At 45.7% G+C, this 26,231-nt stretch carries 20 protein-coding genes and 1 pseudogene; 12 read left to right on the top strand and 9 right to left on the bottom strand.

Annotation, left to right across the window (positions count from 1 at the left end; genetic code table 11):
• Positions 1-26: 26 nt before the first annotated feature.
• Positions 27-1,640, bottom strand: a complete 1,614-nt coding sequence (gene pckA / locus KSW37_RS07560; RefSeq protein WP_022121513.1) for a phosphoenolpyruvate carboxykinase (ATP) — start codon at positions 1,638-1,640, stop codon at positions 27-29.
• Positions 1,641-2,028: 388 nt separating this feature from the next.
• Here pckA and upp point away from each other — a divergent pair, with 388 nt between their 5' ends.
• Together upp and KSW37_RS07550 are read left to right on the top strand one after the other, a co-directional pair.
• Complete coding sequence (gene upp, locus KSW37_RS07555; protein ID WP_022121512.1) at positions 2,029-2,688, top strand: uracil phosphoribosyltransferase; 660 nt, start codon at positions 2,029-2,031, stop codon at positions 2,686-2,688.
• 982 nt (positions 2,689-3,670) lie between these two features.
• Positions 3,671-4,126, top strand: a complete 456-nt coding sequence (locus tag KSW37_RS07550) for a hypothetical protein (protein ID WP_217313881.1) — start codon at positions 3,671-3,673, stop codon at positions 4,124-4,126.
• A gap of 73 nt (positions 4,127-4,199) precedes the next feature.
• Here KSW37_RS07550 and KSW37_RS07545 read toward each other — a convergent pair whose 3' ends face one another.
• A complete protein-coding gene (locus KSW37_RS07545) occupies positions 4,200-5,861 on the bottom strand; it encodes a nucleoside kinase (RefSeq protein ID WP_217313880.1) in 1,662 nt (553 codons plus the stop codon).
• Between the two features lie 171 nt (positions 5,862-6,032).
• On the opposite strand from KSW37_RS07545, the gene KSW37_RS07540 reads away from it, so the two are divergent.
• Positions 6,033-7,742 (top strand): Na/Pi cotransporter family protein, encoded by a 1,710-nt coding sequence (locus tag KSW37_RS07540; protein ID WP_022121509.1) that lies wholly within the window; start codon positions 6,033-6,035, stop codon positions 7,740-7,742.
• A 121-nt stretch (positions 7,743-7,863) separates the two neighbouring features.
• Here the strand turns inward: KSW37_RS07540 and KSW37_RS07535 are convergent, their stop codons facing one another.
• Entirely contained in the window at positions 7,864-8,436 is a 573-nt protein-coding gene (locus KSW37_RS07535; protein WP_217313879.1) for a hypothetical protein, read from the bottom strand.
• Positions 8,437-8,524: 88 nt separating this feature from the next.
• Complete coding sequence (locus KSW37_RS07530; RefSeq protein ID WP_217313878.1) at positions 8,525-9,793, bottom strand: serine/threonine protein kinase; 1,269 nt, start codon at positions 9,791-9,793, stop codon at positions 8,525-8,527.
• A gap of 125 nt (positions 9,794-9,918) precedes the next feature.
• On the opposite strand from KSW37_RS07530, the gene KSW37_RS07525 reads away from it, so the two are divergent.
• The 9 genes from KSW37_RS07525 to KSW37_RS07485 all read left to right on the top strand — a co-directional run bounded on the left by KSW37_RS07525 (position 9,919) and on the right by KSW37_RS07485 (position 21,544).
• On the top strand, positions 9,919-10,914 hold the full coding sequence (locus KSW37_RS07525; RefSeq protein WP_217313877.1) for an NAD-dependent epimerase/dehydratase family protein: 996 nt from the start codon (positions 9,919-9,921) through the stop codon (positions 10,912-10,914).
• The gene (locus KSW37_RS07520; RefSeq protein ID WP_217313876.1) at positions 10,905-11,924 is read left to right on the top strand and encodes a phosphatase PAP2 family protein; all 1,020 of its coding nucleotides are present in this window, start codon (positions 10,905-10,907) and stop codon (positions 11,922-11,924) included. Before KSW37_RS07525 ends, KSW37_RS07520 begins: the two co-directional genes overlap by 10 nt.
• A 53-nt stretch (positions 11,925-11,977) precedes the next feature.
• On the top strand, positions 11,978-13,312 hold the full coding sequence (gene miaB, locus KSW37_RS07515; RefSeq protein ID WP_217313875.1) for a tRNA (N6-isopentenyl adenosine(37)-C2)-methylthiotransferase MiaB: 1,335 nt from the start codon (positions 11,978-11,980) through the stop codon (positions 13,310-13,312).
• Between the two features lie 124 nt (positions 13,313-13,436).
• A complete protein-coding gene (locus KSW37_RS07510) occupies positions 13,437-15,290 on the top strand; it encodes an ABC transporter ATP-binding protein (protein WP_217313874.1) in 1,854 nt (617 codons plus the stop codon).
• 77 nt (positions 15,291-15,367) lie between these two features.
• Positions 15,368-16,294 carry a lysophospholipid acyltransferase family protein gene (locus KSW37_RS07505; protein WP_217313873.1) on the top strand — a complete coding sequence of 309 codons (927 nt, stop codon included), beginning with the start codon at positions 15,368-15,370 and terminating at the stop codon, positions 16,292-16,294.
• On the top strand, positions 16,291-17,349 hold the full coding sequence (locus KSW37_RS07500) for a CDP-glycerol glycerophosphotransferase family protein (RefSeq protein ID WP_217313872.1): 1,059 nt from the start codon (positions 16,291-16,293) through the stop codon (positions 17,347-17,349). The genes KSW37_RS07505 and KSW37_RS07500 overlap by 4 nt, the downstream gene beginning before the upstream one ends.
• Before the next feature lie 4 nt (positions 17,350-17,353).
• Positions 17,354-18,427 (top strand): pyridoxal-phosphate-dependent aminotransferase family protein, encoded by a 1,074-nt coding sequence (locus tag KSW37_RS07495; protein WP_117728787.1) that lies wholly within the window; start codon positions 17,354-17,356, stop codon positions 18,425-18,427.
• 57 nt (positions 18,428-18,484) lie between these two features.
• Positions 18,485-19,831, top strand: a complete 1,347-nt coding sequence (locus KSW37_RS07490) for an adenylyltransferase/cytidyltransferase family protein (RefSeq protein WP_217313871.1) — start codon at positions 18,485-18,487, stop codon at positions 19,829-19,831.
• 147 nt (positions 19,832-19,978) lie between these two features.
• Entirely contained in the window at positions 19,979-21,544 is a 1,566-nt protein-coding gene (locus KSW37_RS07485) for a DUF6056 family protein (RefSeq protein ID WP_217313870.1), read from the top strand.
• A gap of 118 nt (positions 21,545-21,662) precedes the next feature.
• On the opposite strand, the gene ltrA is transcribed toward KSW37_RS07485, so the two are convergent.
• The 5 genes and pseudogenes from ltrA to KSW37_RS07460 all read right to left on the bottom strand — a co-directional run.
• Positions 21,663-23,069, bottom strand: coding sequence for a group II intron reverse transcriptase/maturase (ltrA, locus tag KSW37_RS07480; RefSeq protein WP_217313869.1), 1,407 nt, complete (start codon positions 23,067-23,069; stop codon positions 21,663-21,665).
• Between the two features lie 450 nt (positions 23,070-23,519).
• Positions 23,520-24,320: a glycosyltransferase family 2 protein gene (locus KSW37_RS07475; protein ID WP_217313868.1), complete on the bottom strand. Its 801-nt coding sequence runs from the start codon at positions 24,318-24,320 to the stop codon at positions 23,520-23,522.
• An 11-nt stretch (positions 24,321-24,331) separates the two neighbouring features.
• A complete protein-coding gene (locus KSW37_RS07470; protein WP_117693245.1) occupies positions 24,332-25,120 on the bottom strand; it encodes a glycosyltransferase family 2 protein in 789 nt (262 codons plus the stop codon).
• Positions 25,117-25,890: a lipopolysaccharide kinase InaA family protein gene (locus KSW37_RS07465; RefSeq protein ID WP_217313867.1), complete on the bottom strand. Its 774-nt coding sequence runs from the start codon at positions 25,888-25,890 to the stop codon at positions 25,117-25,119. The genes KSW37_RS07470 and KSW37_RS07465 overlap by 4 nt, the downstream gene beginning before the upstream one ends.
• A pseudogene (locus KSW37_RS07460) lies at positions 25,887-26,231 on the bottom strand (RNA-binding domain-containing protein); the annotation flags it as partial. The pseudogene KSW37_RS07460 and the gene KSW37_RS07465, both read right to left, overlap by 4 nt.

The following is a 26,231-nucleotide window of genomic DNA, read 5'->3' as shown; positions in this document are numbered from 1 at the left end:
ATTTAGTATAAATTCGAAACGTCGAATTAGAGCTGTGGACCAGCAGCAACGAGAGCCTTACCAGCCTCGTTTGTCTCATACTTCTTGAAGTTCTTGATGAAACGAGCAGCCAAATCCTTAGCCTTCTCCTCCCACTGAGAAGCCTCAGCGTATGTATCACGTGGATCGAGGATCTTAGGATCTACGCCTTCCAACTGTGTAGGAACTACGAAGTTGAAGAATGGGATAGTCTTTGTAGGAGCTGCGTCGATTGAGTGATCGAGGATAGCGTCGATGATACCACGTGTATCGCGGATAGAGATACGCTTGCCTGTACCGTTCCAACCTGTGTTAACCAAGTATGCCTTAGCACCAGACTTCTGCATCTTCTTTACCAACTCCTCAGCGTACTTAGTTGGGTGCAACTCCAAGAATGCCTGACCGAAGCAAGCAGAGAATGTTGGAGTAGGCTCGGTGATACCGCGCTCTGTACCAGCCAACTTAGCTGTGAAGCCAGAGAGGAAGTAGTACTTAGTCTGCTCAGCGTTCAAGATAGATACTGGTGGCAATACACCGAATGCATCTGCTGAGAGGAAGATAACCTGCTTAGCAGCTGGACCCTGAGAGAATGGACGCTGGATGTTCTTGATGTGGTAGATAGGATAAGATACACGAGTATTCTCGGTAACAGTCTTATCTGCGAAGTCAATCTTACCATCCTTAGCTACAGTTACGTTCTCGAGGAGAGCGTCACGTGTGATAGCGCCGTAGATATCTGGCTCAGACTCCTTGTCGAGGTTGATAACCTTAGCGTAGCAACCACCTTCGAAGTTGAACACACCCTCGTCGTCCCATCCGTGCTCATCGTCACCGATCAACTTACGCTTAGGGTCTGTTGACAATGTAGTCTTACCTGTACCAGAAAGACCGAAGAAGATAGCTGTATTCTCACCGTTCATATCTGTGTTGGCAGAGCAGTGCATAGAAGCCATACCCTTCAATGGCAAGAAGTAGTTCATCATAGAGAACATACCCTTCTTCATCTCACCACCATACCATGTGTTGATGATAACCTGCTCCTTAGAAGTTACGTTGAATACAACGGCTGTCTCTGAGTGGAGACCCAACTCCTTCCAGTTCTCAACCTTTGCCTTAGAAGCATTGTAAACGATGAAGTCTGGCTCCTGATCGAACTCAGCCTCGTTCTGAGGACGGATGAACATATTTGTTACGAAGTGTGCCTGCCATGCTACCTCAACGATGAAACGTACCTTCATACGTGTATCCTTGTGTGTACCGCAGAAACCATCTACTACGAACAACTTCTTGTTAGAAAGCTCCTTCTTAGCGATCTCCTTAACGGCGTTCCATGCCTCTGGAGTTGCCTTGTGGTTATCGTTGTGATACTCCTCAGAATCCCACCATACTGTGTCGTGAGATGTAGCATCGTCAACGATGAACTTGTCTTTAGGAGAACGACCAGTGTAAATACCAGTCATTACGTTAACTGCACCGAGCTCAGTCTCCTGACCAACCTCAAAACCCTCGAGACCTTCCTTAGTCTCCTCATTGAACAATACCTCATAAGAAGGATTGTAGAGAACCTCAGTTGTACCTGTGATTCCGTACTTTGCTAAAACTGACTTATCAAACTTTGCCATTTTATTTTAAATGTATTTAAGTTGTGAATAATTTCTTTTTACCTTGGTTGACAGAAGAAATCATCATTCTCCCAAAACCGCCGCAAAGTTACGAAAAATATGTTTTATAGCAAAGATTCTTAGGTATTATTCTTTCTTTTTAAAAGCTTTTTAGGTTAAAGAACTTAAAAAAAAGCCGATTCGACCGACATTTGCCACGTTGACTTTGCAAAAAATCTCTGCTTAGAGAAAAACAAGCAGAGATTTACACCTATTTATATATAAGAGGATATTTGAAGGAAAAATAAGATAGTAACATGTTCTTTCATTCCTCCAGAGAGAAAATAATTGCCCAAACATTTTGCCGTTTCCGAGATTTGTTATATCTTTGCAGAAAAACTACAACTATATGAAGATAAATAATTTAAGCGAGCACAATTGCATCATCAACCGCTATCTGGCAGAGATGCGTGACTGCGATTATCAAAAGAACCGACTGCTCTTCCGCAACAACATTATGAGAATCGGTGAGTATGAAGCCTTTGAAATATCAAAGACTCTTAATTACGAAAAGACTGAGGTGACTACACCGCTCGGTGTGGCCCAGGTTAATCTTCCTACCGAAAAGATTGTCATCGGTACTATATTCCGTGCCGGACTTCCTTTCCACGAAGGTTTCCTCAATATTTTCGACCACTCTGGCAATGCCTTTGTGAGTGCCTATCGCGAGTATACCAACAAGGAGCATACTGAGGTGGGCGTACATATCGAATACCTCGCCACACCTGATCTTACTGATAAGGTGCTCATCATTGCCGACCCTATGCTTGCCACAGGTATCAGCATGGAGATGGGTATGAAGGCTTTTCTCACCAAGGGCAATCCTAAACATATCCACATTGCCTGTGTTCTCGCTGCACCTGAGGGCATTGAGCACATCAAGAAAACCTTCCCAGAGGACAAGACTACCATCTGGTGTGCCTCTATTGATGAGGGGTTGAACGAGCATAAGTACATCGTGCCAGGCTTCGGCGACGCCGGCGACTTGTGCTATGGCAGCAAGCTCTAAGCCACAGGCTTTATAAATTCGTACGCTATATAAAAAGTATAGCAACTCTACTCTGAAATACTCTTCACTCTTCACCTTTCGGCCCGAAACCCCTGTGTTTATCGGCATTCCGAGGGGTGAAGAGTTATTTGTATCTCTTCACCCACTCTTCACCACTCTTCACCGACAGACATAAAAAAGACTAGAATCTCTTTAGTATGGTCAAGAACGGGCTGAAGGCCCAAAAGCTCCTAGCCCAGGGCATCGCCCTGGGTATAATAGCAATCAGCAAGGCGCCCTGTAAGGGCAAAAGCTTTATGTTTTGCCTGGAGTTTTAAAGCTTTTGCCCTTACAGGGCGACAGGGTTGCGTCCGTAATTACCCAGGGCGATGCCCTGGGCTAGGAGTTTCTGCCCCTTCAGGGCGTGTGGGGCAAAACTTAAGAAAGTGCAATTAAAAAGAGGTACAAGACCGCTACAACAGAAGGTGAAGAGTGGTGAAGAGTGGTGAAGAGTGGGTGAAGAGTGCCCGAACACTCTTCACCCCTCGGAATGCCGATAAACACAGAGGTTTCGGAGCATTTGGTGAAGAGTGAAGAGTTTTTCGTCTATTGCATAAAAAAGAAAATCAGATGCCTAAAAGGAAATCAGATAAACCCATTTCCGAGGACTGTTAAAGACAAACAGCCGACTAGCGGATAAGGCGCTAGTCGGCTGTCCGGCTTCTGCCAGTTGGCTGTCCTACTCAAACAGCCAACTTATCTCCGAAAGATAAAACCTTTAATAATGGAACGAACTACCTCCCAGGAACTCTCGCAGAAGCAAAGTAGGCGGCATATTATTATAAGTGCGCTCTTTTAGAACAAAAATCGTATCGTCAAGCGCACAGACGATAAAATAGGAAAAGTTTTTGTTACATAAGACAAAGTTCGTTTTAAATTAATCTTGTATATTTGCACCCATAATTTAATTATTAACAAAAATGTCAAACGTATGAAAAAGATTATGAGAAGTACAATAATATCAGCAATATTAAGCTGCATTTTAACATTAATGGCAGGTTGTTCTAACAACGATGAAAATACTGCGTCATATAGAAAGTATGAGATTCCTACCGATGTGATGATAGAGACTCCAGATAATCAGATCCTTACCATAAATACGAAAGATGACTTTGAAAAGTATTTCAAGAATTGTGTAAGTAGCGCAAAACCTGACACAAAAATAGAACTACCAGAAGTGAACTTTCTAAAATACACGCTAATCTACATACAAGGAGAATCAACACATGGGATAGCCAAACTAGAGAGTTCCTTGACGTCAACAGAAAGTTGCAAAATTCTATCCATCCATATAGAACAGAACTTTACAAATGTGATGCAAAGATGGAATGTCGCATATCTTATCGACAAAGAGGATAAGCCAAACATCAAATTACAATACCCAATAATAGAGCCATAGCCTTTAAAGAAAAAGTCCAAAGAAAGAAATCTGGTTTGAAAACTATCTTTGGACTTTTTTGATAAGCTACCCTTTAATAATGGAATGAGCTGCCCCCCAGGAACTCTCGCAGAAGCGAAGTAGGCGGCAGATTATTATAAGGTATACCCTTGAAGTATTTCAGGAACTTAAGCAACCGGTAAGCCTCAGCATATTCCTCGCAATTCTCCGGAACCTGCTGCAGCAGCGGCTCTGCCTGCATCTTGATTACAGCCAGTTCATAAAGCATCGCCGTATTGAGCATCGCATCGGCATTCTCCTGGAACGGGAATATCCACTTGTTCTCACCTGCCCTTACCGAAGGCCAGCGATGAATGGTTTCCTGGGCAGAGACACCACGATATTTGTTATCGCGGATGATACGGCGGAGCAAACGGTTGTCTGTTGTCGGGATATAATTGTGATTATCCAGAAGAATCGTGGTCAGCGCCGAAGCATATACTCTGAATATCTGCTCCTGTGGGATGTGGGCCGTCAGTTCAGGGTTTAATGCATGAATACCCTCTACCACCAGCACATTGTTATCGGTCATCTTCAACCTGTTGCCGCTCTTTTTACTCTTTCCGCTCTGGAAATCATACTTCGGCAATTCTACCTCCTCACCACGGAAGAGGGCGTTGAACTGCTCGTTGATCAAATCGAGATCCAGGGCATAAATGCTCTCATAATCATATTCGCCCGAAGCATCCTTCGGCGTTTTCTCCCTATCTACGAAATAATCATCGAGCGAAATCTGGAGCGGTTTCAGTCCGTTTACGGCAAGCTGTATGCTCAGGCGCTTGCACGAAGTGGTCTTGCCCGAAGAAGAAGGACCTGCCAGCAGTACCAGTTTCACCCCCTTGCGGCTGGCTATCTCCTCAGCAATCTTGGCAATTTTCTTCTCCTGCAGCGCCTCGCTGATATTGATGATATCGGTAGCATGATTGGCATCTATCGCCTGGTTAAAATCACCTATGGTTCTGATGCCCAGGATACTCTGCCAGCGATGATGCTCCTTGAATATCTCAAACATCTTGTCCTGTCGGGTCATTTCGCCCAGCACATCCGGGTTCTTGAGCGAAGGAATGCGCAGGAGCATGCCATCATAATATTTCTCCAGTCCGAAGAGATAAAGCTGCGAGGTATTGGTGAGCAGCGTGCCGTAGTAATAATCTACATAATCACCTATTTTATAATAGGTAGTATAGATAGAGCCCGATGTCTTGAGCAGTTTCACCTTCTCAACATCCCCTTTCTCCTGGAACAGCGCAACAGCCTCTTCGGTAGGCACGGTGAACCGGCGTATCGGCATCCTGGCATCGATAATCTCCTGCATGCGACGGCGAATAATGTTCACATCTTCATCAACAACAGGTCTGCCCAGGCGAATATCTACGTAGAAACCATTCGATACGGGAATGTCAATCACCACATCTGTAGCAGGATAAATGTCCTGTACCGCCTTGCAGAGAACAAAGAAGAGGGTACGGGTATATGCACGTGAACCGGATGAAGAAGTCATATCAAGAAATTCTACATCTTTAGAATTATAAACACGATAATGCATGCCTTCAACCTTGTTATTTACCCTTGCAGACACCGGTCCGTGGGTCATTTTGAGGTCAAATGCTGAAAAAATATCAAAAAGTGTGCTTCCGATTTCTACTTTCTGAGATTTTTTATTATTTTTGCAACGGATTTGAATTACTTGTTTCATTTGTATTAAAACTATGTTACAAAATTAAACTAATCTACCAGCTCTCGAAGCCCCCGAAGGTGCTTTTTGAGCATCGGCTTACTCTTTTTAGAAGAGAGACGCCTACAGAGTGTAAAGTTACGAAGAAATTCGGAAACTTGATGTATTTGACAACATTAATTAAGTTATTATATGTCGATTTGGATATTTTTTAAGCTTATTGGAGCACTCGCCCTACTGATGTTCGGTATGAAGTCCATGAGCGACAGTTTGCAGAAGATGGCAGGACCACAGCTCCGCCATGTGTTAGGAACCATGACCACCAATCGTTTGACGGGCATCCTCTCGGGTACGCTCATCACCGCAGCGGTGCAGTCTTCTACAGCCACGACGGTGATGACCGTATCATTCGTCAATGCAGGTCTCCTTACCCTAGCCCAGGCTATCTCCGTTATCATGGGCGCCAACATCGGAACCACGCTCACCGCATGGATCATGAGTGCCGGTTTCTCGTTTAACATCACAGATTTTGTATGGCCGGCGTTCTTCATCGCCATCATCCTGATTTACAGCAAGAAGCGCAAGATTATCGGCGACTTCATCTTCGGTATATCCTTTATGTTCCTCGGTTTGGGTACTTTACGCCAAACCGGTATCGACATGGATCTGGCTCATAATCAGCCAGTTCTTGAATTCTTCGCAAGTTTCGACCCTCACAGTTTCCAAACTACCATCACCTTCCTGATTATCGGTAGTATACTCACTATGTGCGTACAGAGTTCGGCAGCCGTCATGGCGATTACGATGATTCTCTGCTCTACCGGTGTATTGCCAATCTATCAGGGCATTGCGCTTGTGATGGGTGAGAATATTGGTACAACCGTAACCTCCAACGTGGCAGCGCTCACCGCCAATACCCAGGCCCGGAGAGCGGCGATGGCGCACATGGTATTCAACATCTTCGGTGTGCTTTGGATACTCTGCATATTCCACCCGTTCATCCATCTGGTTTGCGGCTGGGTAGGTTTCGACGATGCCATGGAGAAGACTGATCCTCATTTCGTAGCCAATGCAACCAAGCTATCCTTTGTGCTTGCCGCCTTCCATACCACCTTCAACCTCGCCAATACCTTTATCCTGGTTTGGTTCATTCCACAGATAGAGAAGCTGGTATGCAAGATTATCCGTCCTAAGAAGAATACCGATGAGGACGACTTCCGCCTGCGCTTTATCCAGAGCGGTATCATGAAGACACCGGAAATCTCTGTCTTGGAGGCACAGAAGGAAATCCATTGTTTTGCCGAGCGCATCCAGCGCATGTTCGGCATGGTGAAGACGCTTCTTGGCGAGACCAATGAAGAAAAGTTTGTAAAACTCTATAGCCGCATCGAGAAATACGAGGGCATCTCTGACAACATGGAGATAGAGATTGCCAAGTATCTCGACCAGGTGAGCGATTCTCATCTTTCTGACGAGACCAAGGCAAAAATCCGCGCCATGCTCCGTGAGATTTCTGAGATAGAGAGTATCGGTGACAGCTGCTTCAACATCGCCCGCACGCTGAACCGCCGTTTCAAGGGCAAGGAAGACTTCATCACTTCACAGTATGAGCACATGCATCAGATGATGGAGCTTACCGACAATGCCCTTACCCAGATGAACATCACCCTCGTAGGTCATAAGGGAGACAACGATGCCAACCTCTCTTTCAACATCGAGAACGAAATCAACAACTATCGCAATCAGTTGAAGAGCCAGAACATCAACGATGTAAACAACCATCTCTATACCTACGCCATCGGTACCATGTATATGGATATCATCCAGGAATGCGAGAAGCTCGGCGACTACGTAGTAAACGTAGTAGAGGCCCGCATGGGTGTAAGACAGCATGAAGCTTAGGGAGAGTTAACAAATAGTTTATAGTTAAAAGTTAATAGGGCATGAAGTTCAGAATTGTGAACTTCATGCCCTATTTCTTTTGACAACAGTTTCGTTGGCTATCTTATATTTATCAATCCTTCTACTTGTCAATAATGTTCCACTTAATACCTCCGTTCTGTCCAGCCACATAGTTGCACGGAGGAACACCAGGATGATTCAAATTAGAAAGATAAAGCGGTTCTTCTGCCACAAACTGATGACATGTAAAAGTATCATTTACTGAGAGTTTGCTATTCTGCACCTCCACCACTTCGAAAGAATCATTTCCCTTATATCTGATAGTAACTACACGTCCTGGCTGCCAGGTCAATCTCACTAGCTCGCCCACATCCAGCGCATTGGCTATCAGTTTGCTTTTCATAAAGAACCGGCTGGAGGCTACAGAATCCTGCCCCTGCACAAAAGCATCCCAGCCAGCATAACCTACCATACGAGACAGCAAATCGAGATTAAACTTGCTATGCTTGGTATTGCTATTCACATACCCCCACATACGTTTCAGCGTGCTCACCGAAATAGTCTCCTGGGTATAGCCGTGTATCTGGCGCATTAGGAAGGCGAAGTCCTTAGGAGAAGCTATCTTTCGTCCAACAAGAGTCTCGACTTCAGACTTGAGTCTTTCAAAATCTTCTTTTCTATAATCTTCAACCATACTATTTCTATATTAACGGTTAATATATGTTCGTTTCCTGACCGCACAGACCATTTTTATCTGCCTGTGCATCAACAGGAGTCCGACATCAAGATTCATATTCCTTGATATTCTTGAAACGTCCCCATGCCGACTGCCGGTAAGTCGCAGCACTACCTTCCGGCACATAGAGCACAACATACTCAAAGCAAGCGGACTTAAAGACATCGGACATCTTCACCTTCCAGATATCATTGCCTAGAGCAGGTGGCGTTTTACAGCGGAAAGAGATGCTCTTCAGCTGCGGACTGTCATCACAAATATGCTTCATTACATGAAGATCCGGGTTGTCAGGCAGCATCACCCGCCGGAGCAGAGGATGTGCGGCAAAGGCACTGTCTTCAATCTCATCCACACGATAATTCATGCCCTGATAATTAACCATGAGCGGTATCTCTATAACCGAATCTCTCTCGTTGGCAGCACATACGGTTACCAGTCCTCCACCCCACGATTTATACTCCAGATTACCTATCGTAAAATGAGCAACCACATCGTATAGTTCGGCAGGTTTTGTCACCTTATTATATATAGCAACACCCGAAGCTCCCAACACCAGGAAGACGAAGATACAAACCATGGTTATCAGACGATGCTGATACGACTGTATATGCATGCGCAAAGCATGAACATTCGGATAGCGCTGCTCCAGAGGACGGAGACAATGCTTAGCCGCCCAGCGGTAAGACAGTCCGAGGTGCATCTCTTTCAGAATAACACCTAAACTGTAGATATCATTGCGCACATCGGGTGTGCTATCCTTCTGCTGCTCAGGAGAAATGTATCCATCTGTACCGGCTGGACTTTTCAGAATAGCATAACTGTCGGCATCAGACAAACCGAAATCTATCAGTTTGATGGTTCCCCCATTCCGGGCTACCATAATATTAGAAGGCTTTAAGTCGCGATGCACAATCTGCTGGTCATGCACATATTCCATCACCAGCAAGAGCTGACGGACTATCTGGCTCCGCTCTGCGCAGGAATGTTCATGGGCGAGCCATTCATCAAGCGTCATTCCATCTACCCATTCCATCACGATACATCTGCCATAGCCCTCAACTTCTTCCAAACCTTCTACCTTTACAATGCCCGGATGGTCCAGGCGAGCCAGAATATCATACTCTTTCTGCTGAAGCTGCAAGTAGGTTGAATCATGACATACATCGGGAGCTAACGCCTTCAATATCCACCACTGCCCATTGCGCTTGGCACGGAGCAGGATATTGAAACCGCTAGAAGAGAGTTCGGAGATTTCTGTATAAGATTCCGAAACGTCTCCAACAGGAGGAAATATAAAACCCGAAACTTGATTCATAACTGCAAAGATAGCATAAAAAAGTGATTTCACAAAGAAAAAGAAAGAATTTTGGCATAACATAGAGGATAACTCGATTTTTTGTTGTAATTTTGCAGCCGAAATTGCAATTTTATAAATAATTAATGAAGATTCTAGTAACGGGTGCGTCGGGCTTTATCGGCAGCTACATCGTGGAAGAGGCCTTAAGACAGGGCATGGAAACCTGGGCGGCAGTACGCCCTACCAGTTCCAGAAAGTATCTGCAAGACGAGCGCATCCATTTTATCAATCTCAATCTTTCTTCAGAGGAAGAGTTGGAGAAAGAACTCGCCCCGCACGAGTTCGACTATATAGTGCATGCAGCCGGCGCAACGAAGTGCCTGCATGCAGAGGACTTTTATAAGGTAAACACAGAGGGAACCAAGCATCTGGTGAACGTCCTTCTGCGCCTCCAGATGCCTATCAGGCGATTTGTCTTTGTCAGTTCGCTCAGCATTTTTGGAGCCATCCGCGAAGAGCAGCCTTATCAGGAAATCTCAGAACATGATACTCCTAAGCCAAATACAGCATACGGAAAGAGTAAGCTGGAGGCAGAACGCTATCTGGACAGCATCGGCAACAACTTTCCTTATATCATCCTCCGCCCTACAGGAGTTTACGGTCCCAGGGAGAAAGATTATTTTCTCATGGCGCAGAGCATCAAGCAACATGTTGACTTTGCTGTAGGATTCAAGCGCCAGGACATCACCTTTGTATATGTACAGGACGTGGTACAGGCTGTATTCCTGGCTCTGGATCATGGAATGAACGGCAGAAAATACTTCCTCAGCGATGGAGAAGTATATCAGTCAGCTGCCTTCAGCGACCTGATAAAAAAGGAGTTAGGCAATCCTTGGATGCTACGCATCAAGGCACCTGTCTGGGTGTTGCGCATCGTAACCTTCTTCGGTGAATATATCGGAAAGATGACGGGCAAGATGTCGGCCCTGAACAATGATAAGTACAACATTCTGAAACAGCGCAACTGGCGATGTGATATTGAGCCAGCCATGGATGAACTGGGCTATCATCCTCATTATCCACTGGAAAGAGGTGTGAAGCTCGCCATCAAGTGGTACAAGGATAACGGATGGCTGTAAATTATAAACTAATAAGAAGCGTGATAAAAGATTATTTCAAGATAGACAAGAACCCGAAGAAGGGACTGATGACACTGGAATGGGTCATGCTGGGATATATGGCAATCACCATTATCACCATGCTCTTTACCTACACCAAACTCGTAAACCCGGAAGCTATGCTCTGGGGACGACTGAGAGTGCTCGTCATGACCATAGCTCTTTGGGCAGTATACCGCATGATACCTTGCCGCATCACCAAGATGGTGCGCATCATTGCCCAGATGGCTTTGCTTGCCTGGTGGTATCCCGACACCTACGAAATCAATCGCATGTTCCCAAACCTCGACCATATCTTTGCAGGTTGGGAGCAGGATCTTTTCGGATGTCAGCCCGCCCTGCTCTTTGCCAAAGCCCTGCCTTGGGCTGTAGTAAGCGAACTGATGTCGATGGGCTACTTTATGTATTATCCGATGATTGCATTGGTTACATTCTATTATTTCTTCTGCAGATATTATGAGGCTGAAAGAGCAGCATTCGTCATGCTCGCCAGTTTCTTTATCTACTATCTCATCTACATCTATGTACCGGTAGTGGGCCCGACCTTCTACTTTGATGCAGTAGGAATATCAGAAATAACCAAAGGCATCTTCCCAGCTTTGGGTGATTATTTCAATACCCATACCAACTGCCTGCCAACACCGGGTTACACCGATGGAATCTTCTACCAGCTTGTAGAGGATGCCAAGAACGCCGGCGAGCGTCCTACTGCCGCTTTCCCAAGTTCGCATGTGGGCGTGAGCACCATCTGCATGCTCCTGGTCTGGCATGCCGGCAACAGAAAAATGCTATACGTGATGCTGCCATTCTACATCTTCCTGTGTCTGGCTACCGTATATATTCAGGCGCATTATCTCATCGATGCCATCGCCGGCCTCATCTCTGCCGTCGTCATCTATTTTGCATTGATGGCAGTATCGAAGGGAATGATAGAGCATCATACTCTTTCTTCGCGACTGAGATTCAGATAAATACATATTTTAATTACAATAACATTATAAACGAATAGAATTCATCTAGAACAATGAAGAAACTATTTATTGAGACTTATGGCTGCCAGATGAACGTGGCAGACAGTGAGGTAGTTGCCTCTGTGATGCAGATGGCTGGCTACGAAATTTGTGAGAAAGAAGAAGAGGCTGATGCCATCTTCCTGAACACCTGCAGTATCCGCGAGAATGCAGAGAACAAGATTTATCATCGCCTCGACACCCTGCATGCAGAGCAGAAGAAGGGAAGAAAGGTGATTCTCGGCGTTTTGGGCTGTATGGCAGAGCGCGTGAAGGATGACCTCGTCCAGAACCATTATGCCAACCTGGTCTGTGGACCAGACAGCTATCTCAACCTGCCGGATATGATTGCGCAGTGCGAGATGGGTACCAACGCCATCAACATTGAACTTTCTAAGACCGAGACTTACCGCGACATCGTACCTCAGCGTATCGGTGGAAACAGAGTGAGCGGTTTTGTAAGCATCATGCGTGGTTGCAACAACTTCTGCCACTACTGCATCGTGCCTTATACCCGTGGACGTGAACGCAGCCGTGATGCAGAGAGCATCCTGCGTGAGGTTCGCGATTTGCAGCAGCGTGGCTTCAAGGAAGTTACCCTGCTTGGGCAGAATGTAAACAGTTATGGTCTCTCGCCATCGGGCAAACGCGAGGAAGGCAGTCTTTCTTTTGCCGAACTCCTTCACATGGTAGCCCAGGCTGTACCGGATATGCGTGTACGCTTCACCACCTCTAACCCAGAGGATATGACCGAGGACATCCTCCACGCCATCGCCGAAGAGCCAAACCTCTGCAAACACATCCACTTCCCTGCACAGAGCGGAAGCAACAAGATTTTGAAGCTGATGAACCGCAAATACACCCGTGAGGAGTATCTGCAGCGCATCGCCGACATCAAGCGTATCATCCCAGGCTGCGGCATCACCACCGACATCTTCGTGGGTTATCACGACGAGACCGAGGAAGACCATCAGGAAACCCTCTCGCTGGTGAAGGAAGTAGGCTTCGACAGCGCCTTCATGTTCAAGTATTCAGAGCGCCCGGGCACCTATGCCGCCAAGCATCTGCCAGACAACGTTTCTGAGGAAACCAAGATAGCCCGCCTCAACGAACTTATCAAGTTGCAGACCGAGGTGAGTGCCGAGCAGAACAAGAAGGATGAAGGCAAGGTATTCACCATCCTCATCGAGAACTTCAGCAAGCGTAGCCGCGAGCAGATGATGGGCCGAACAGAACAGAACAAGGCGGTTGTCATCGATAAGGGCAACCACCACATCGGAGAGTTCGTGAAGGTTCGCATCACCGGTTCTACCTCTGCTACTCTCTTCGGAGAAGAAGTAAAGGAGTAAACCCAAACTCTTCAGAACAGCTTTTTCTGAATAAAAAGACTCTTCTGAAAGAAAAAACAGAATATAAACAAGAAAAACCGCCAAAAGTTTGGCGGTTTTCTTAAAAAGCACTATATTTGCACCTATGAAGGAATTCTTGCAAATTTTACGCCGATTCGTCCCTCCATACAAGAAGTATCTGGGACTGTCAATCCTGTTCAATATCCTGTCTGCGGTATTGAACATCTTTTCGTTTGCAGCCTTGATACCAATCCTGCAAATCCTGTTCCAAGTAGACGGTGGTATCCGTGTCAACGAGTATATGCACTGGAATGGAGATTGGGGTAGCATCAAGGAGGTTGCAACCAATAACCTGTATTATTATATTCAGGAGTTTATTGTTGTCCATAGTGCATCAACAGCCCTTTTGGTCATCGGCCTATTCCTAGCCTTCATGACATTCCTCAAGACGGGAGCCTATTTCCTCTCGTCAGCCACCATCATACCTATCCGTACAGGTATCGTAAGAGACATCCGCAACCAGATTTACCAGAAGATAAACAGCCTCTCGCTCGGTTTCTTCAGCGAGGAGCGCAAGGGAGATATCATTGCCCGCATGAGCGGTGATGTGCAGGAAGTGGAGAACAGCATCATGTCGTCGCTCGACATGCTCTTCAAGAACCCTATCCTGATCCTTTTCTATTTCGTTACGCTGATCTGCATCAGTTGGCAGCTCACCCTCTTCACCATTCTCTTTGTACCACCTTTCGGCTGGTTCATGGGAGTAGTGGGCAAGAAACTGAAGGCACACAGTATCGAGGCACAGGCACTTTGGAGCGATACGATGAGTATGGTAGAAGAAACGCTGGGCGGCTTGCGCATCATCAAGGCGTTCTGTGCTGAAGAAAAGATGAACAAGCGTTTCAATCAGGTTAACAGCAGCTACCGCGACAACATCATGCGTGTAAATATCCGCCAGCAGATGGCACACCCGATGAGTGAGTTCCTGGGAACCATCCTCATCGTAGTGGTATTGTGGTTTGGCGGCATCCTGGTTCTGGATTACGGCAGAATCGATGGTCCTACCATCATCTTCTACCTCGTGATGCTCTACAGCATCATCAACCCGCTGAAGGAATTCTCCAAGGCGAGTTACAATATCCCAAAGGGATTGGCAAGTATGGAGCGTATCGACAAGATTCTGCAGGCTGAGGTGGAAATCAAGGACAAGGAGACCCCAGAGCATATCAGCAGCTTCGAACATCAGATAGAGTTCCGCCACGTTTCCTTCGCCTATACCGACTATCAGAACGGTGAACTGGTTTACGTGCTGAAGGATATCAACCTGGTGATTCCTAAGGGAAAGACCATCGCACTGGTGGGGCAGAGCGGTAGCGGAAAGAGTACGATGCTCGACCTGATTCCTCGTTACTACGATGTACAGGAGGGCGAAGTGCTCATCGACGGCATCAACGTGAAGGACCTCTGCGTACACGATCTCCGACAGCTGATAGGTAATGTAAACCAGGAAGCCATCCTCTTCAACGCCAGCTTTAAGGACAACATCCGTTTCGGCAAGACAGATGCTACCGATGAGGAAATAGCCAATGCAGCAAAGATTGCCAATGCCTACGAATTCATCACCAAGTCGGAACATGGCTTCGATACTGGTATCGGCGACCGTGGCGGCAGACTCTCTGGCGGTCAGCGCCAGCGTGTGAGCATCGCCCGTGCCATCCTCAAGAACCCTCCTATCCTCATCCTCGACGAGGCAACATCAGCTCTTGATACCGAAAGCGAACGCCTGGTTCAGGATGCCTTGGAGAAGCTGATGAAGACCCGTACTACCGTGGCTGTGGCCCACCGACTGAGTACCATCAAGCATGCCGATGAAATCTGCGTATTGCACGAGGGCAGGATTGTGGAGCGTGGTACTCATGAGGAACTGATTGAAAAAGAAGGATATTACAAGAAGTTGCATGATATGCAGCAGGTGTAATAACAATGTTAAGTGTTGAATGTTAAATGTTAAGTTGCATTCTTGCTTATATATAATAAGGTTAAATCATAGGACTTATGACAAAGATTGTTTATGCGCTGTTTTATGCAATATCGCTGCTGCCTTTCAGGCTGCTCTATTGCATCGCCGATTTCGAGTACTTCATGATGTATTACGTCATCAAGTATCGCAGAGGCATTGTGCGTAAGAATCTCACCACCTCCTTCCCTGAGAAATCAGAAGAAGAGATTGTTGACATCGAGAAGAAATTCTACCGCTGGTTCAGCGATTACTTCTTCGAGGCGGTTAAACTTTTGAGCATCAGCGATAAGGAACTTCGCCGCCGATTCAAGGTATATAACAGCGAAGAAGTGGAACAATGTTTCCAGGAAGGTCAGGATGTGGCAGCCATCCTCGGTCATTACTGCAACTGGGAGTGGCTCTCATGTGTAGGCATCGAACTGCCCAAAAACCGCATTCTGGGTCTCATCTATCATCCACTGTACAATAAAGCTTTTGATGAACTCTTCAAGCGCATCCGCTCTCACGAAGAAAACGGAGTGCCTATCCCTAAGAAGGACATCCTCCGATATCTCGTAGACTACAAACGCAAGAACATCCGCAGCCTCTTCGGCTACATCAGCGACCAGGGTCCCAAGTGGGAGAACATCCACCTGTGGCTTCCTTTCCTCAACCATCCCGAAACCCCTGTGTTTACGGGTGGTGAGAGAATCATGAGAAAGATGAACGATGCCGTGTTCTATGTAGAGATGTCCCGCCCTAAGCGCGGCTACTACACGGCAACCTACAAGCTTATCACCCGCAATCCGAACTCCCTGCCGGAGCACGAGATTACCCGTCGCTTCTTTAAGATGCTGGAAGAAACCATCCGCCGGAATCCACCTTATTATTTATGGACGCATAACAGATGGAAGCGAACCAGGGAGGAGTTTGACAAGCGATATGAAATTAAAAACGGCAAAGTAATTCCTATAGAATCATGAGAATAGTTCTTTTCTGTGAAAACAAGTATGCCATAGACATACTTAATCCGATACAAGAACATGTGACAAAGCAACATTTGCCACACGAGATATTGTGGTATATCCACAAACCAAAGATAGACAGTTTTCCATATGCCGACCAGGTGAAATGGACCAACTCTATTCAAGAAGTCTATGACTTCCAGCCAGAGGCTATCTATGTGCCAGGCAACATTGTGCCTTACTATCTGCCAGGCGTCAAGATACAGGTATTCCACGGCTATGCCGCAGAGAAGAAAGACCACTGGATTATCCGCCGTTACTTTGACACCTATTTTACCCAAGGTCCTTACTTCACTTCCCACTTCGAGGCTCTGGCCAAGAAATATGGCGACTTCGAAGTATTGGAAACGGGATGGCCTAAGCAGGATTGGATCAAGGAAAACCTGCATAAATATGATGCCGACCGAGAGAAACTGCTCAGGGAAAGCGGCAAGGAGACCTTGATCCTTTACGCTCCTACCTTCTCGCCAAAACTCACTTCGCTTCCTTACATCAAGGAAGAGCTGGGCAAGTTGGCTAAGGAGCGCAATGCCCTGGTAGTAATGAAGTTCCATCCGCTTACCCGTCAGGAATGGGTAGATGAATACCGTGAATGGGCTGCAACCAAGAAGGATGTTCTCTTCATCGACAAGGGAGAGAACGTAACCAAATATCAGCTGATGGCAGATACGCTCATCAGCGATACCTCTTCTACCATCTATGAGTTCCTGCTGCTCTCTCGCCCAGTAATCACCCTCGGCACCATATCCAAGGATATCTACTGGGAAAACATCACGGAACCTGATCAACTGATTGCCGCCTACGACCATGCCCTCACAGACCCTGAGGCGATAGCCAAGAGACAGTGGATAGTAGACAACTACGATCCATATTTGGACGGCAACGTATGCCAGCGCATGCTCGACGGAGCAGAAGACTACCTCCGTCGCCATGGTGTACCAAAGAACAGAAAGCTGAATCTCTGGCGTAAATATACCAGCATCAAGACATTTGGAAGAATCAAAAAAGAATAAAGATATGCTTAATTTTACAGTAGGACCTGTGATGGCAAGCGATGAGGTTAGAGCCATCGGCGCTGAGCAGGTGCCTTATTTCAGAACAGCAGAGTTCTCCGCCATCATGAAGGAGAACGAACAATTGATGAAGCAGTTTGCCAAGGCATCAGACGATGCCCGCACAGTTTTTATCACAGGTTCGGGCACAGCCTCTATGGAAGCCGTGGTCATGAATGTATTCACTCCTGCCGACAAAGTACTGGTAGTGAATGGCGGCAGCTTTGGTCACCGATTCGTACAACTCTGTGAAATTCATGAGATTCCACATACAGAAATCAAGCTTGAGATGGGGACTCCACTCACGGCAGAAGACCTCAAGCCATACGAGGGACAAGGCTACACCGGCTTCCTCGTCAATCTACATGAGACTTCTACCGGCGTACTCTACGACATCCAGATGATCAGCGACTTCTGTCATCGCAACCATATTTTCCTGGCCGTAGATTCCATCAGTTCTTTCCTCGCGGACCCATTCAACATGAAGGAACTCGGCGTGAACGTAATGATTACGGGTTCACAGAAGGCACTGGCATGTCCTCCAGGCATCTCTGTCATCATTCTCGATACAGAGGCAATCAAGCGAGTAGAGGCAAACAATGTTAAGTCGATGTATTTCGACCTGAAGGATGCCTTGAAGAATGGTGAGCGTGGACAGACTCCTTTCACCCCAGCCGTAGGAACCTTACTGCAGATTCATGCCCGCCTGAAGGAGATAGAGCGCAATGGCGGTGTGGAGAGCGAGAACCAGCGCATGAAAATGCTTGCAGAAGATTTCAGAAGCAAGATCAAGGACCTGCCATTCACCATCGTTTCCCAATCGATGTCAAATGCCGTTACTCCTCTGCATCCACAGAACGCCTCAGCCTACGACATCTTCCTGAAACTGAAAGACGAATATGGCATCTGGGTATGTCCTAATGGTGGCGACATGGCAGAAAAGATATTCCGTGTAGGTCATCTCGGCAACCTGAGTCCAAAAGACAACACCACTCTCGTTGATGCACTGAAGGATATGCAGGCTAAGGGACTGCTATAAAGGGGCTGCTATATTATATATAATAAGGTATAGAGAACTTTCAAGATAGAGAAACTTATGGTTAAAGTCATCACATACGGTACTTACGACCTGCTTCATTATGGTCACATCCGTCTCCTGGAGCGCGCCAAGGCTTTGGGCGACTACCTCATCGTGGGCGTAACCTCGGATACCTTCGACCGTGAGCGTGGCAAAATCAATGTACAACAATCCCTCATGGAACGAGTGGAAGCCGTGCGTGCCACTGGCATCGCTGATGAAATCATCATCGAGGAATACGAGGGACAGAAGATTGACGACATCAAGCGACTGGACGTAGATATCTTTACCGTAGGTTCTGACTGGAGAGGCAAGTTTGACTATCTCAACGCCTATTGCAAGGTGGTTTATCTAGACCGCACTCAGGGCGTATCGAGCACGGAGATCAGAAGCGAGCAGCAGGTGGTTCGCCTCGGACTGGTTGGCGAATCGCCTATCCTCAACAAGATAGAGCGGGAAAGCCAATATGTCAATGGATTGGAGGCAGGAAAGGTTTTCTCCCTCAACGACCAATATCTCTCAGAGAATCTGCAGGCAGCGGAAAAGCAGGCTGCCAGTTTTCAGGAACTCCTGGATGAAAGCGATGCGCTCTATGTTATCTCTGCCCCAAGCAAGCACTATGCTCAAATAAAGGAGGCATTAGAAGCTGGCAAACACGTATTGTGCGAATCGCCTATCACTCTTCAGCCTCAGCAATGGAAAGAACTCAAGGGAATAGCAAAAGATAAGAAGGTAGTCTTGATGGATTCTATCAAGACCGCCTATTCCGTAGCCTATTACCGACTCTTACTCTTAGCTAAGGGCGGTATCATCGGTGATATCATGTCGGTGGATGCAACCTGCACCAGTCTCGTAGACTTTGACCCGACCCAGGATTCACAGAAGAGTCTTTACGAATGGAACAGTATCTGCGCCTGGGGACCGACGGCACTCCTGCCTATCTTCCAGCTTCTGGGCACAGAATACAGCAGCAAACAGATAGCCACTCACTTCTTGGACGAAGCAAAGCGCTATGATGCCTTTACCAAGGTATCCTTCCTCTATCCTCATGCCGTAGCTTCGCTGAAGGTTGGTCAAGGCGTGAAGTCGGAAGGCGAATTGATTATCTCGGGCACCAAGGGATACATCTACGTACCAGCCCCATGGTGGAAGACCGATTACTTCGAGGTGAGATACGAGAATCCGCAGAACAACAAGCGCTACTTCTACCAGCTGGATGGAGAAGGGTTGCGCTATATGCTCCTCTCCTTCCTCAAAGCCATCCGCACCGGCAAGGACTTCTCGTATGTATCCGATGACATATCAGAAGAAATCGTCAAGACTATCGCCAATTTCGAGGCAAGAAAAGACATGGTCATCATATAGGTTCGTCTACATGATGTCCATTTCCTTTCTTGAAAGCTTTTTCCTTTTAGTCTTAACGGCATTTATATAATTTAACAACTATTAGTGCAAGAAAGCACAAGTTTCTCTGTTATTATACATATAAAAATAAGCAAAAACAATAATACGATGAATCAGAAATTGTTAAAAAGCCATACGATATTGGCGATTTGTATTCTAATCTTATCCATCATCCCTGTTGTGGCAATAGGTCCCTATCTCCATCAGTTTGCAGATGACTATGTATTCGGAGCTCCTGTCTACAAGGCTTGGACTGCCACCCATTCATTTGGGGCATGTATTCAGGCGGCCTGGGCTGAATCCATGCATATCTACCAGACATGGCAGGGTACCTATTCGGCATGTTTCCTGATGGCATTACAACCTGGAATTTTTGGCAAATACTGGCTTGTACCGATTATTCTATTGGGAAGCCTGATTCTTTCTACCTATACATTGGGATACACTGTATTACGCAGGTTGCTTCATATCAGCAAGTTGGAATACACTTTCATTTCTACTCTATTTGTATTAATGACCGTACAGTTCGTATGGTCGTTCTACGATGCATTCTGCTGGTATAACGGAGCGATGTACTATACCTTATATTATAGTATTTCTTTGTTTCTTGCCTCCCTACTCATCGAATTCCATCTTACAAAATCCATCATAGCGAAAATCATCATCACGCTGGTTTCCGCAGCACTCGCCATATTCATTGCCGGCGGCAACTTTGTTACCGGTCTGGGTATGCCAGCCATTCTCTTTATGGCAATCGTATGGATGTGGGTGGAGAGGAAGAAGACTCCTTTCTTCTTGCTTTCTATCCTTATCATTTATGCCTGCGCTTTTGCTTTCAGTGTATTTGCACCAGGCAATACTGTCCGCCAATCCACAGTCACCAGTCAACCGAATGTGGTTTCAGCCTTCTTTATTGCGATAGCAAAGGGCATAGAATTTCTCGCTGATGCCATTAAAATCACAGAAATACTCATGTTTACCATTCTCATACCTTTTCTTGCAAGATTAGCCAAGGCATCCCACTTTAGGTTTTCTCATCCATGGCTTTATCTGCTCATCTCTTTCCTACTCTATTGCGCCTTCTTTTTTCCAAACAGCTATGCCATGGGAACCAAAGGAGCAGACAGAACACAGAATGTATACTTCTATGTGCATCTGTGGATGATTTGCTTCAATATCTACTATCTTTCTGGTGCTCTTCAGCGCAGAGCGGCTGATCTGGAACCAATAAGCGTTGCTATTGTAAACTTGACAGAGGCAATCAGACTGAAATATAATAAATACTTCAGATGGCTACCGGTATATTACTGGCTTGTGTTGGTACTTTCTATCACAGCAAAGCCAACTACTACCAACAGAACACTCTCCTTGCTGCGTAGAGGAACAGCACAGAAGTTTGATCTAGAAATGCAGCAGCGCGAAATTGCCGTAAAGCAAAGCAAGGCAGATCATCTGGTATTAAATCCGCTTACCGTAAAGATGCCATCCGATGCCTTCCATGATATCACTATTTATCCAGGTTATTGGATTAACCGAGGTATGGCAAACTATTATGGCAAGAAAACGGTAGTAGCATTACCTTTCGATGATGGCGAAGAAACGCCAGCCAAGTTGTTAAAACGCTGCCGTGATGAAGTAGGTCCAGGCGGAATGACCTTTATCGAAGGAAAATAAATCAGAAATAACAATACCATTCATTAATCGAGTAGGAGGAAAACGAAGCAGTTTTCTTCCTACTTTCGTTTTCCGACCTCTCACACCACCGTACGTGCCGTTCGGCATACGGCGGTTCCTATTTTGGATACCATTCGAGATACGCATCCATTAAAGTAGCATACCCTGCAGAGCGCAGATTATTGTTGTTTATCGCCCTCGTTAATACAGGACTGTCAGCTATGCGCCAATAGCCCTTGCGAGTATTACCCCATTCGTATGCTTGGTATTTATTGATACCACATTTAATGAGGTTTGCCACTTTTGTCTTGGGTTTCTTCCAAGCTTTCCATATACACATGCGGATTCTACGTCTTAACCATTTGTCTGTTTTACGTAAAAGACTTTTCATATCGGCAAGATGATAATAACCAACCCATCCTCTTATGTATTCTTTCAGTTTTTGCTTTCTCTTGGCATATCCCCAACCATTGCTGCGACTTGTCAGTTCTTTCAACCTTGACTTCATCTTAGCTTTGGACTTTGGATGTACCGTGAGTTGGCATTTGCCTTTCTTCACATAAAAGGAGTAGCCGAGGTATTTCACTCCGCGCACATACGACACTACGGTCTTTTCCTTGTTGACTTTGAGATATAGAGTATTCTCTATAAATCGGGTTATAGACTCCTTCACTCGCATTGCAGCCCTCTTGGACTTGCAGAATATCATCGAGTCATCTGCATAGCGTACAAAGGGAAGCCCTCTGCGTTCAAGTTCTTTATCCTGTTCGTTGAGCATGATGTTACTCAACAACGGACTTAGCGGTCCTCCTTGGGGAGTCCCTTCCTCGCTCGCTTCGAACAAGCCTTTGTTCATTACACCACTTCGGAGATATTTGTGTATAAGACTGACAACTCTGCCGTCTTTTATCGTACGGCTGAGGATTTCTATGAGTTTGCTATGACTCACCGTGTCGAAGAAGCGTTCAAGGTCAAGGTCTACTACATATATGTAGCCTTCGTTGATTATCCTTTGCGCTCTTCGCAGTGCGTCATGGCATCCTTTTCTCGGGCGGAAGCCGTAGCTCGTCTTGGAGAATTGGTTCTCATAGATGGGAGTCAGTACTTGGTTGATGGCTTGTTGCACCAGACGGTCTACTACTGTAGGTATTCCTAACAGGCGCTTCTTGCCATTGTCTTTGGGTATTTCTACCCTTTTCACTGGGTTCGGACGGTAAGAACCGTCCATCAAGGAACGGATGAGCACGTCCTTATTGGTCAAGAGCCATGGGAGCAGCTGCTCACATGACATCTTGTCGATACCACCACAGCCCTTGTTTCTCATCACTGCTTTGTAGGCTCGGCTGAGATTTGCAGGACTAAGGATTTGCTCGAAAAGGTGTTCCTTGTCGAATGGTACTTCCACGATGTTGTCTTCACACATCCACATAAAGGTCTGCACTCCCCCATACCATTCGGTTTCCGACCTATCTCTTTGGGGACAGCCATTAACTTGGGATAATGTTTTCTGCATTCTTTCCTTCATAAGGTATGTTTCAATTACTATCGTTTAATATATAGGTTCTGCCCTTTATGCAACATTATCGAGTATTGCACTACTATGGCGTCTGCTGACTTCTCACGGCAAGCTTTACTCCGCTTCTTTCGTAAAAACAACTATTTGAAGCGTCCGTGAGACCTCCTCGGATAAGGGCATTGTCTTTCCATCTTATACCTACTTCATTTACACCGACCATTCCGAATAGCTATGGGACTTTGATTTGTGTTGCAATCTTATCCATGGTCAAATGCCTTATATGAAGTTTCTGTTCGTTAGGTCAGATGTTTGCCGCCAGCTTCCTTCAGATTTCACCTTACGATGAACACCCTTGCTCTTGGCTATGTAATTCCCGCTATTAGGGCTTACTCGGGACTTTCACCCGTTAGACAATGCTCATGCCGAGCGTACAACAAAAAAGGTAAGTAGCCAAAACTGCTACTTACCTTTTTTATGTTTCAAGCGATCTTCTATAATCTTGCTGACAGCAACAAACTGATAGATGCCTTCATAGCAGGCACATACAAATCCTTCCTTACCATCACGGAAGCCACCCTTCTGAATATAAGCACGGAAGAAACGCACCAACGGACGATAGAACAAAGCTGTCATTCCATAATTGCGATCTTTCTTCTTTTCTATCTCGTTAGCTGTATACTGGTTGATTTTCCCCATTCTGCTGGCAATGCTGTCGTCTGCCAGATGAACCAAAGCCATATCTGCATGGGTTGCTGGTATCTTTTCTATCCTGCCCTTGATAATAGGGTCGGCATGGATGACAGCAGGCCATACCGTATCCTTCCTGATAAAGAAACGCAACTGATAGTCGGGATAGAAACAATGCATGAATCTTCCCATAAAGCGACTCTTGCGTGGCACATACAATCCCAATGGAGCATTCTCCTTCCCTATTAGGGAATAAAGATATTGTTTCAGTGCTGGGGTGACCAGTTCATCTGCATCCACCACCAGTACCCATTTGCAGGAAGCTGCATCTATGGCTGTCTGTCTTGCCGGTTCACAAATCTGATAACTGCCTCTAGGGAAAACAACTATCTTGCAACCATTACGCTTTGCAATATCCAAGGTATCGTCGGTACTTTCCATGTCGCAGACAACCACCTCGTCAAAGCCCTTCACTGTATCCAGCACCTGCTGAAGATGGCAGGAGGCATTATAGGTATTAATAACCACCGAGATGCCATTTCCCTGCTCTTGTTCTACACTTGTCTTATCCATATATCTATGCTCTATAAATATTGATCGATACCATTTGTGCAACGAACCAAACGCTCCTTCTTCACCTGGTTCAAAACATCTTTATGCATGTTCTCTTGGGCTTTAGACGCCTCCTTGTGATAAAGATGGTACATGATTCCTCCCATCTTCAGAGCCTTCTTCCGAACGCCAGCAAAATGCAAGCGATAGGCAAACTCGGCATCCTCATGTCCCCATTCCAGCAAATCCTCATTGTAACCATTTACCTTGATGGCATCCTCTCTCCAATAAGCCATGTTGCAACCTCTGAGATGGTCGATTCTACGGGCATAGCGAAAAGCCAGCAATCTGCGGAACACATGAGAACGGAAGCTATTGCTTACATAACTGAAAGGCATGTTCCAAAGATTCACATTGACTACCTTTGTATCCAAAATTTTTTTGGAAATCTGGGCAGACAGCAGCACTCTACTTCCACAGACGAAACATCCTTTCTGAGCCATTTCTATATGGTCTTCTACAAAATGAGAACTCAAAACAACATCTCCATCAACTTGGATGATATAATCACCCGTAGCCTTTGCTATTGCCTTATTCAAAATGGAAGTTCTTCTGAATCCCTTATCTTCCTGCCAAACCCAAATTACCGGTACTGGCATTTTTTCAGCATAACGGTCTATCAGTTTTTTAGTCTCTTCGGTAGAACCATCGTCAGCAATAACAACTTCATCAGGCATAACATGCTGATGCAACACGCTATACAACACGAGTTCTAAGGCTTTAGGCCAATTGTAAGTCGTAATCAATAATGTTGTTTTCATAAACCTAACTTTTTACGTTTAAAATAATGCAAGATACTTTTGCGATGTACCCATCGCCAATCGTGTATCTTCTTTGCTCCTATTATTTTTTGTAATATTTTCTCATCCATTCCCCGCAGTTTCACATACTCTCGTGCCACACACTCGAAGACATCCATTCTTCCGGTAAACCTCGTCAGGTTTTCCACACATTCCTTCATCGGCGGATAGCCTGAGTAAAACCTCATACGATTGATATCGATAAGCGAGAACGTATAATGACCATCAGCCTGAGGCTGATACAGCACATTGCCGGCATTCAAGTCAATATCGATGATGCCTTTCTGGTGCAATCGATTCACAAAGTGCGCATAATCTGCCGCCATCACCCTGTTGAATTCCTCTGGGGAGTTCAACTGATCGTTGATAGGCATACTGTTATCAATATCAGAGATAAAGTAGCAATAGTCAATAAGTCCCTTTACCCTCGTTTCAATATATCCAAAGCCTTCGGGAGTGGCAAAGCCATCTGCCATCAGCCTAAGGGCATTCTCATAGGCACGGAAAGCCTTGGTAGAGCGGAAGAAGCTATATCCTATCTTCTGAATGAAATTAGGCTGCTTGTATCTCTTCACCACAACTTCTTTCTCTTTTCCATCAAACTTTACATGAAAAGCCTTGATAACATTTCGTCCTTCAAAGATACAACGTCCCTCCTGCTCGAACACATCCGGGATGCGCTCGATGAAACTTCTCATCTCTTCGTATTTTGGATTTATCTTTATCTTCATTTGTTTACAGTACTTTTATATTTTTGCCTAGGATGGTTAGGAACACCAGGGAATAGCATTTCCAGACTATTATCTTCTAGCATCTTAGGAATTATTTTATTTCTCAAATATGTTCTTTTCCTACGAAGTTCTTCTGCCAATTCATCGACACTTACCCAATCTGAACATAAAGAACATATCTTATCTTTGAGCTCAGAATAAGACATCCTCTGTTTTATCAAATTTGACATAGGAGAGCTTGCAACCTTAGAGCCAAAGCTTGCAACCTTAGAGCCAGAACTTGCAACCTTAGAGCCGGAACTTGCAACCTTAGAGCCAGAACTTGCAACCTTAGAGCCAGA

Source organism: Segatella copri (genome assembly GCF_019127135.1).
In the GTDB taxonomy this organism is placed as follows: domain Bacteria; phylum Bacteroidota; class Bacteroidia; order Bacteroidales; family Bacteroidaceae; genus Prevotella.
This window is presented reverse-complemented; position numbering and strand designations above follow the sequence as displayed.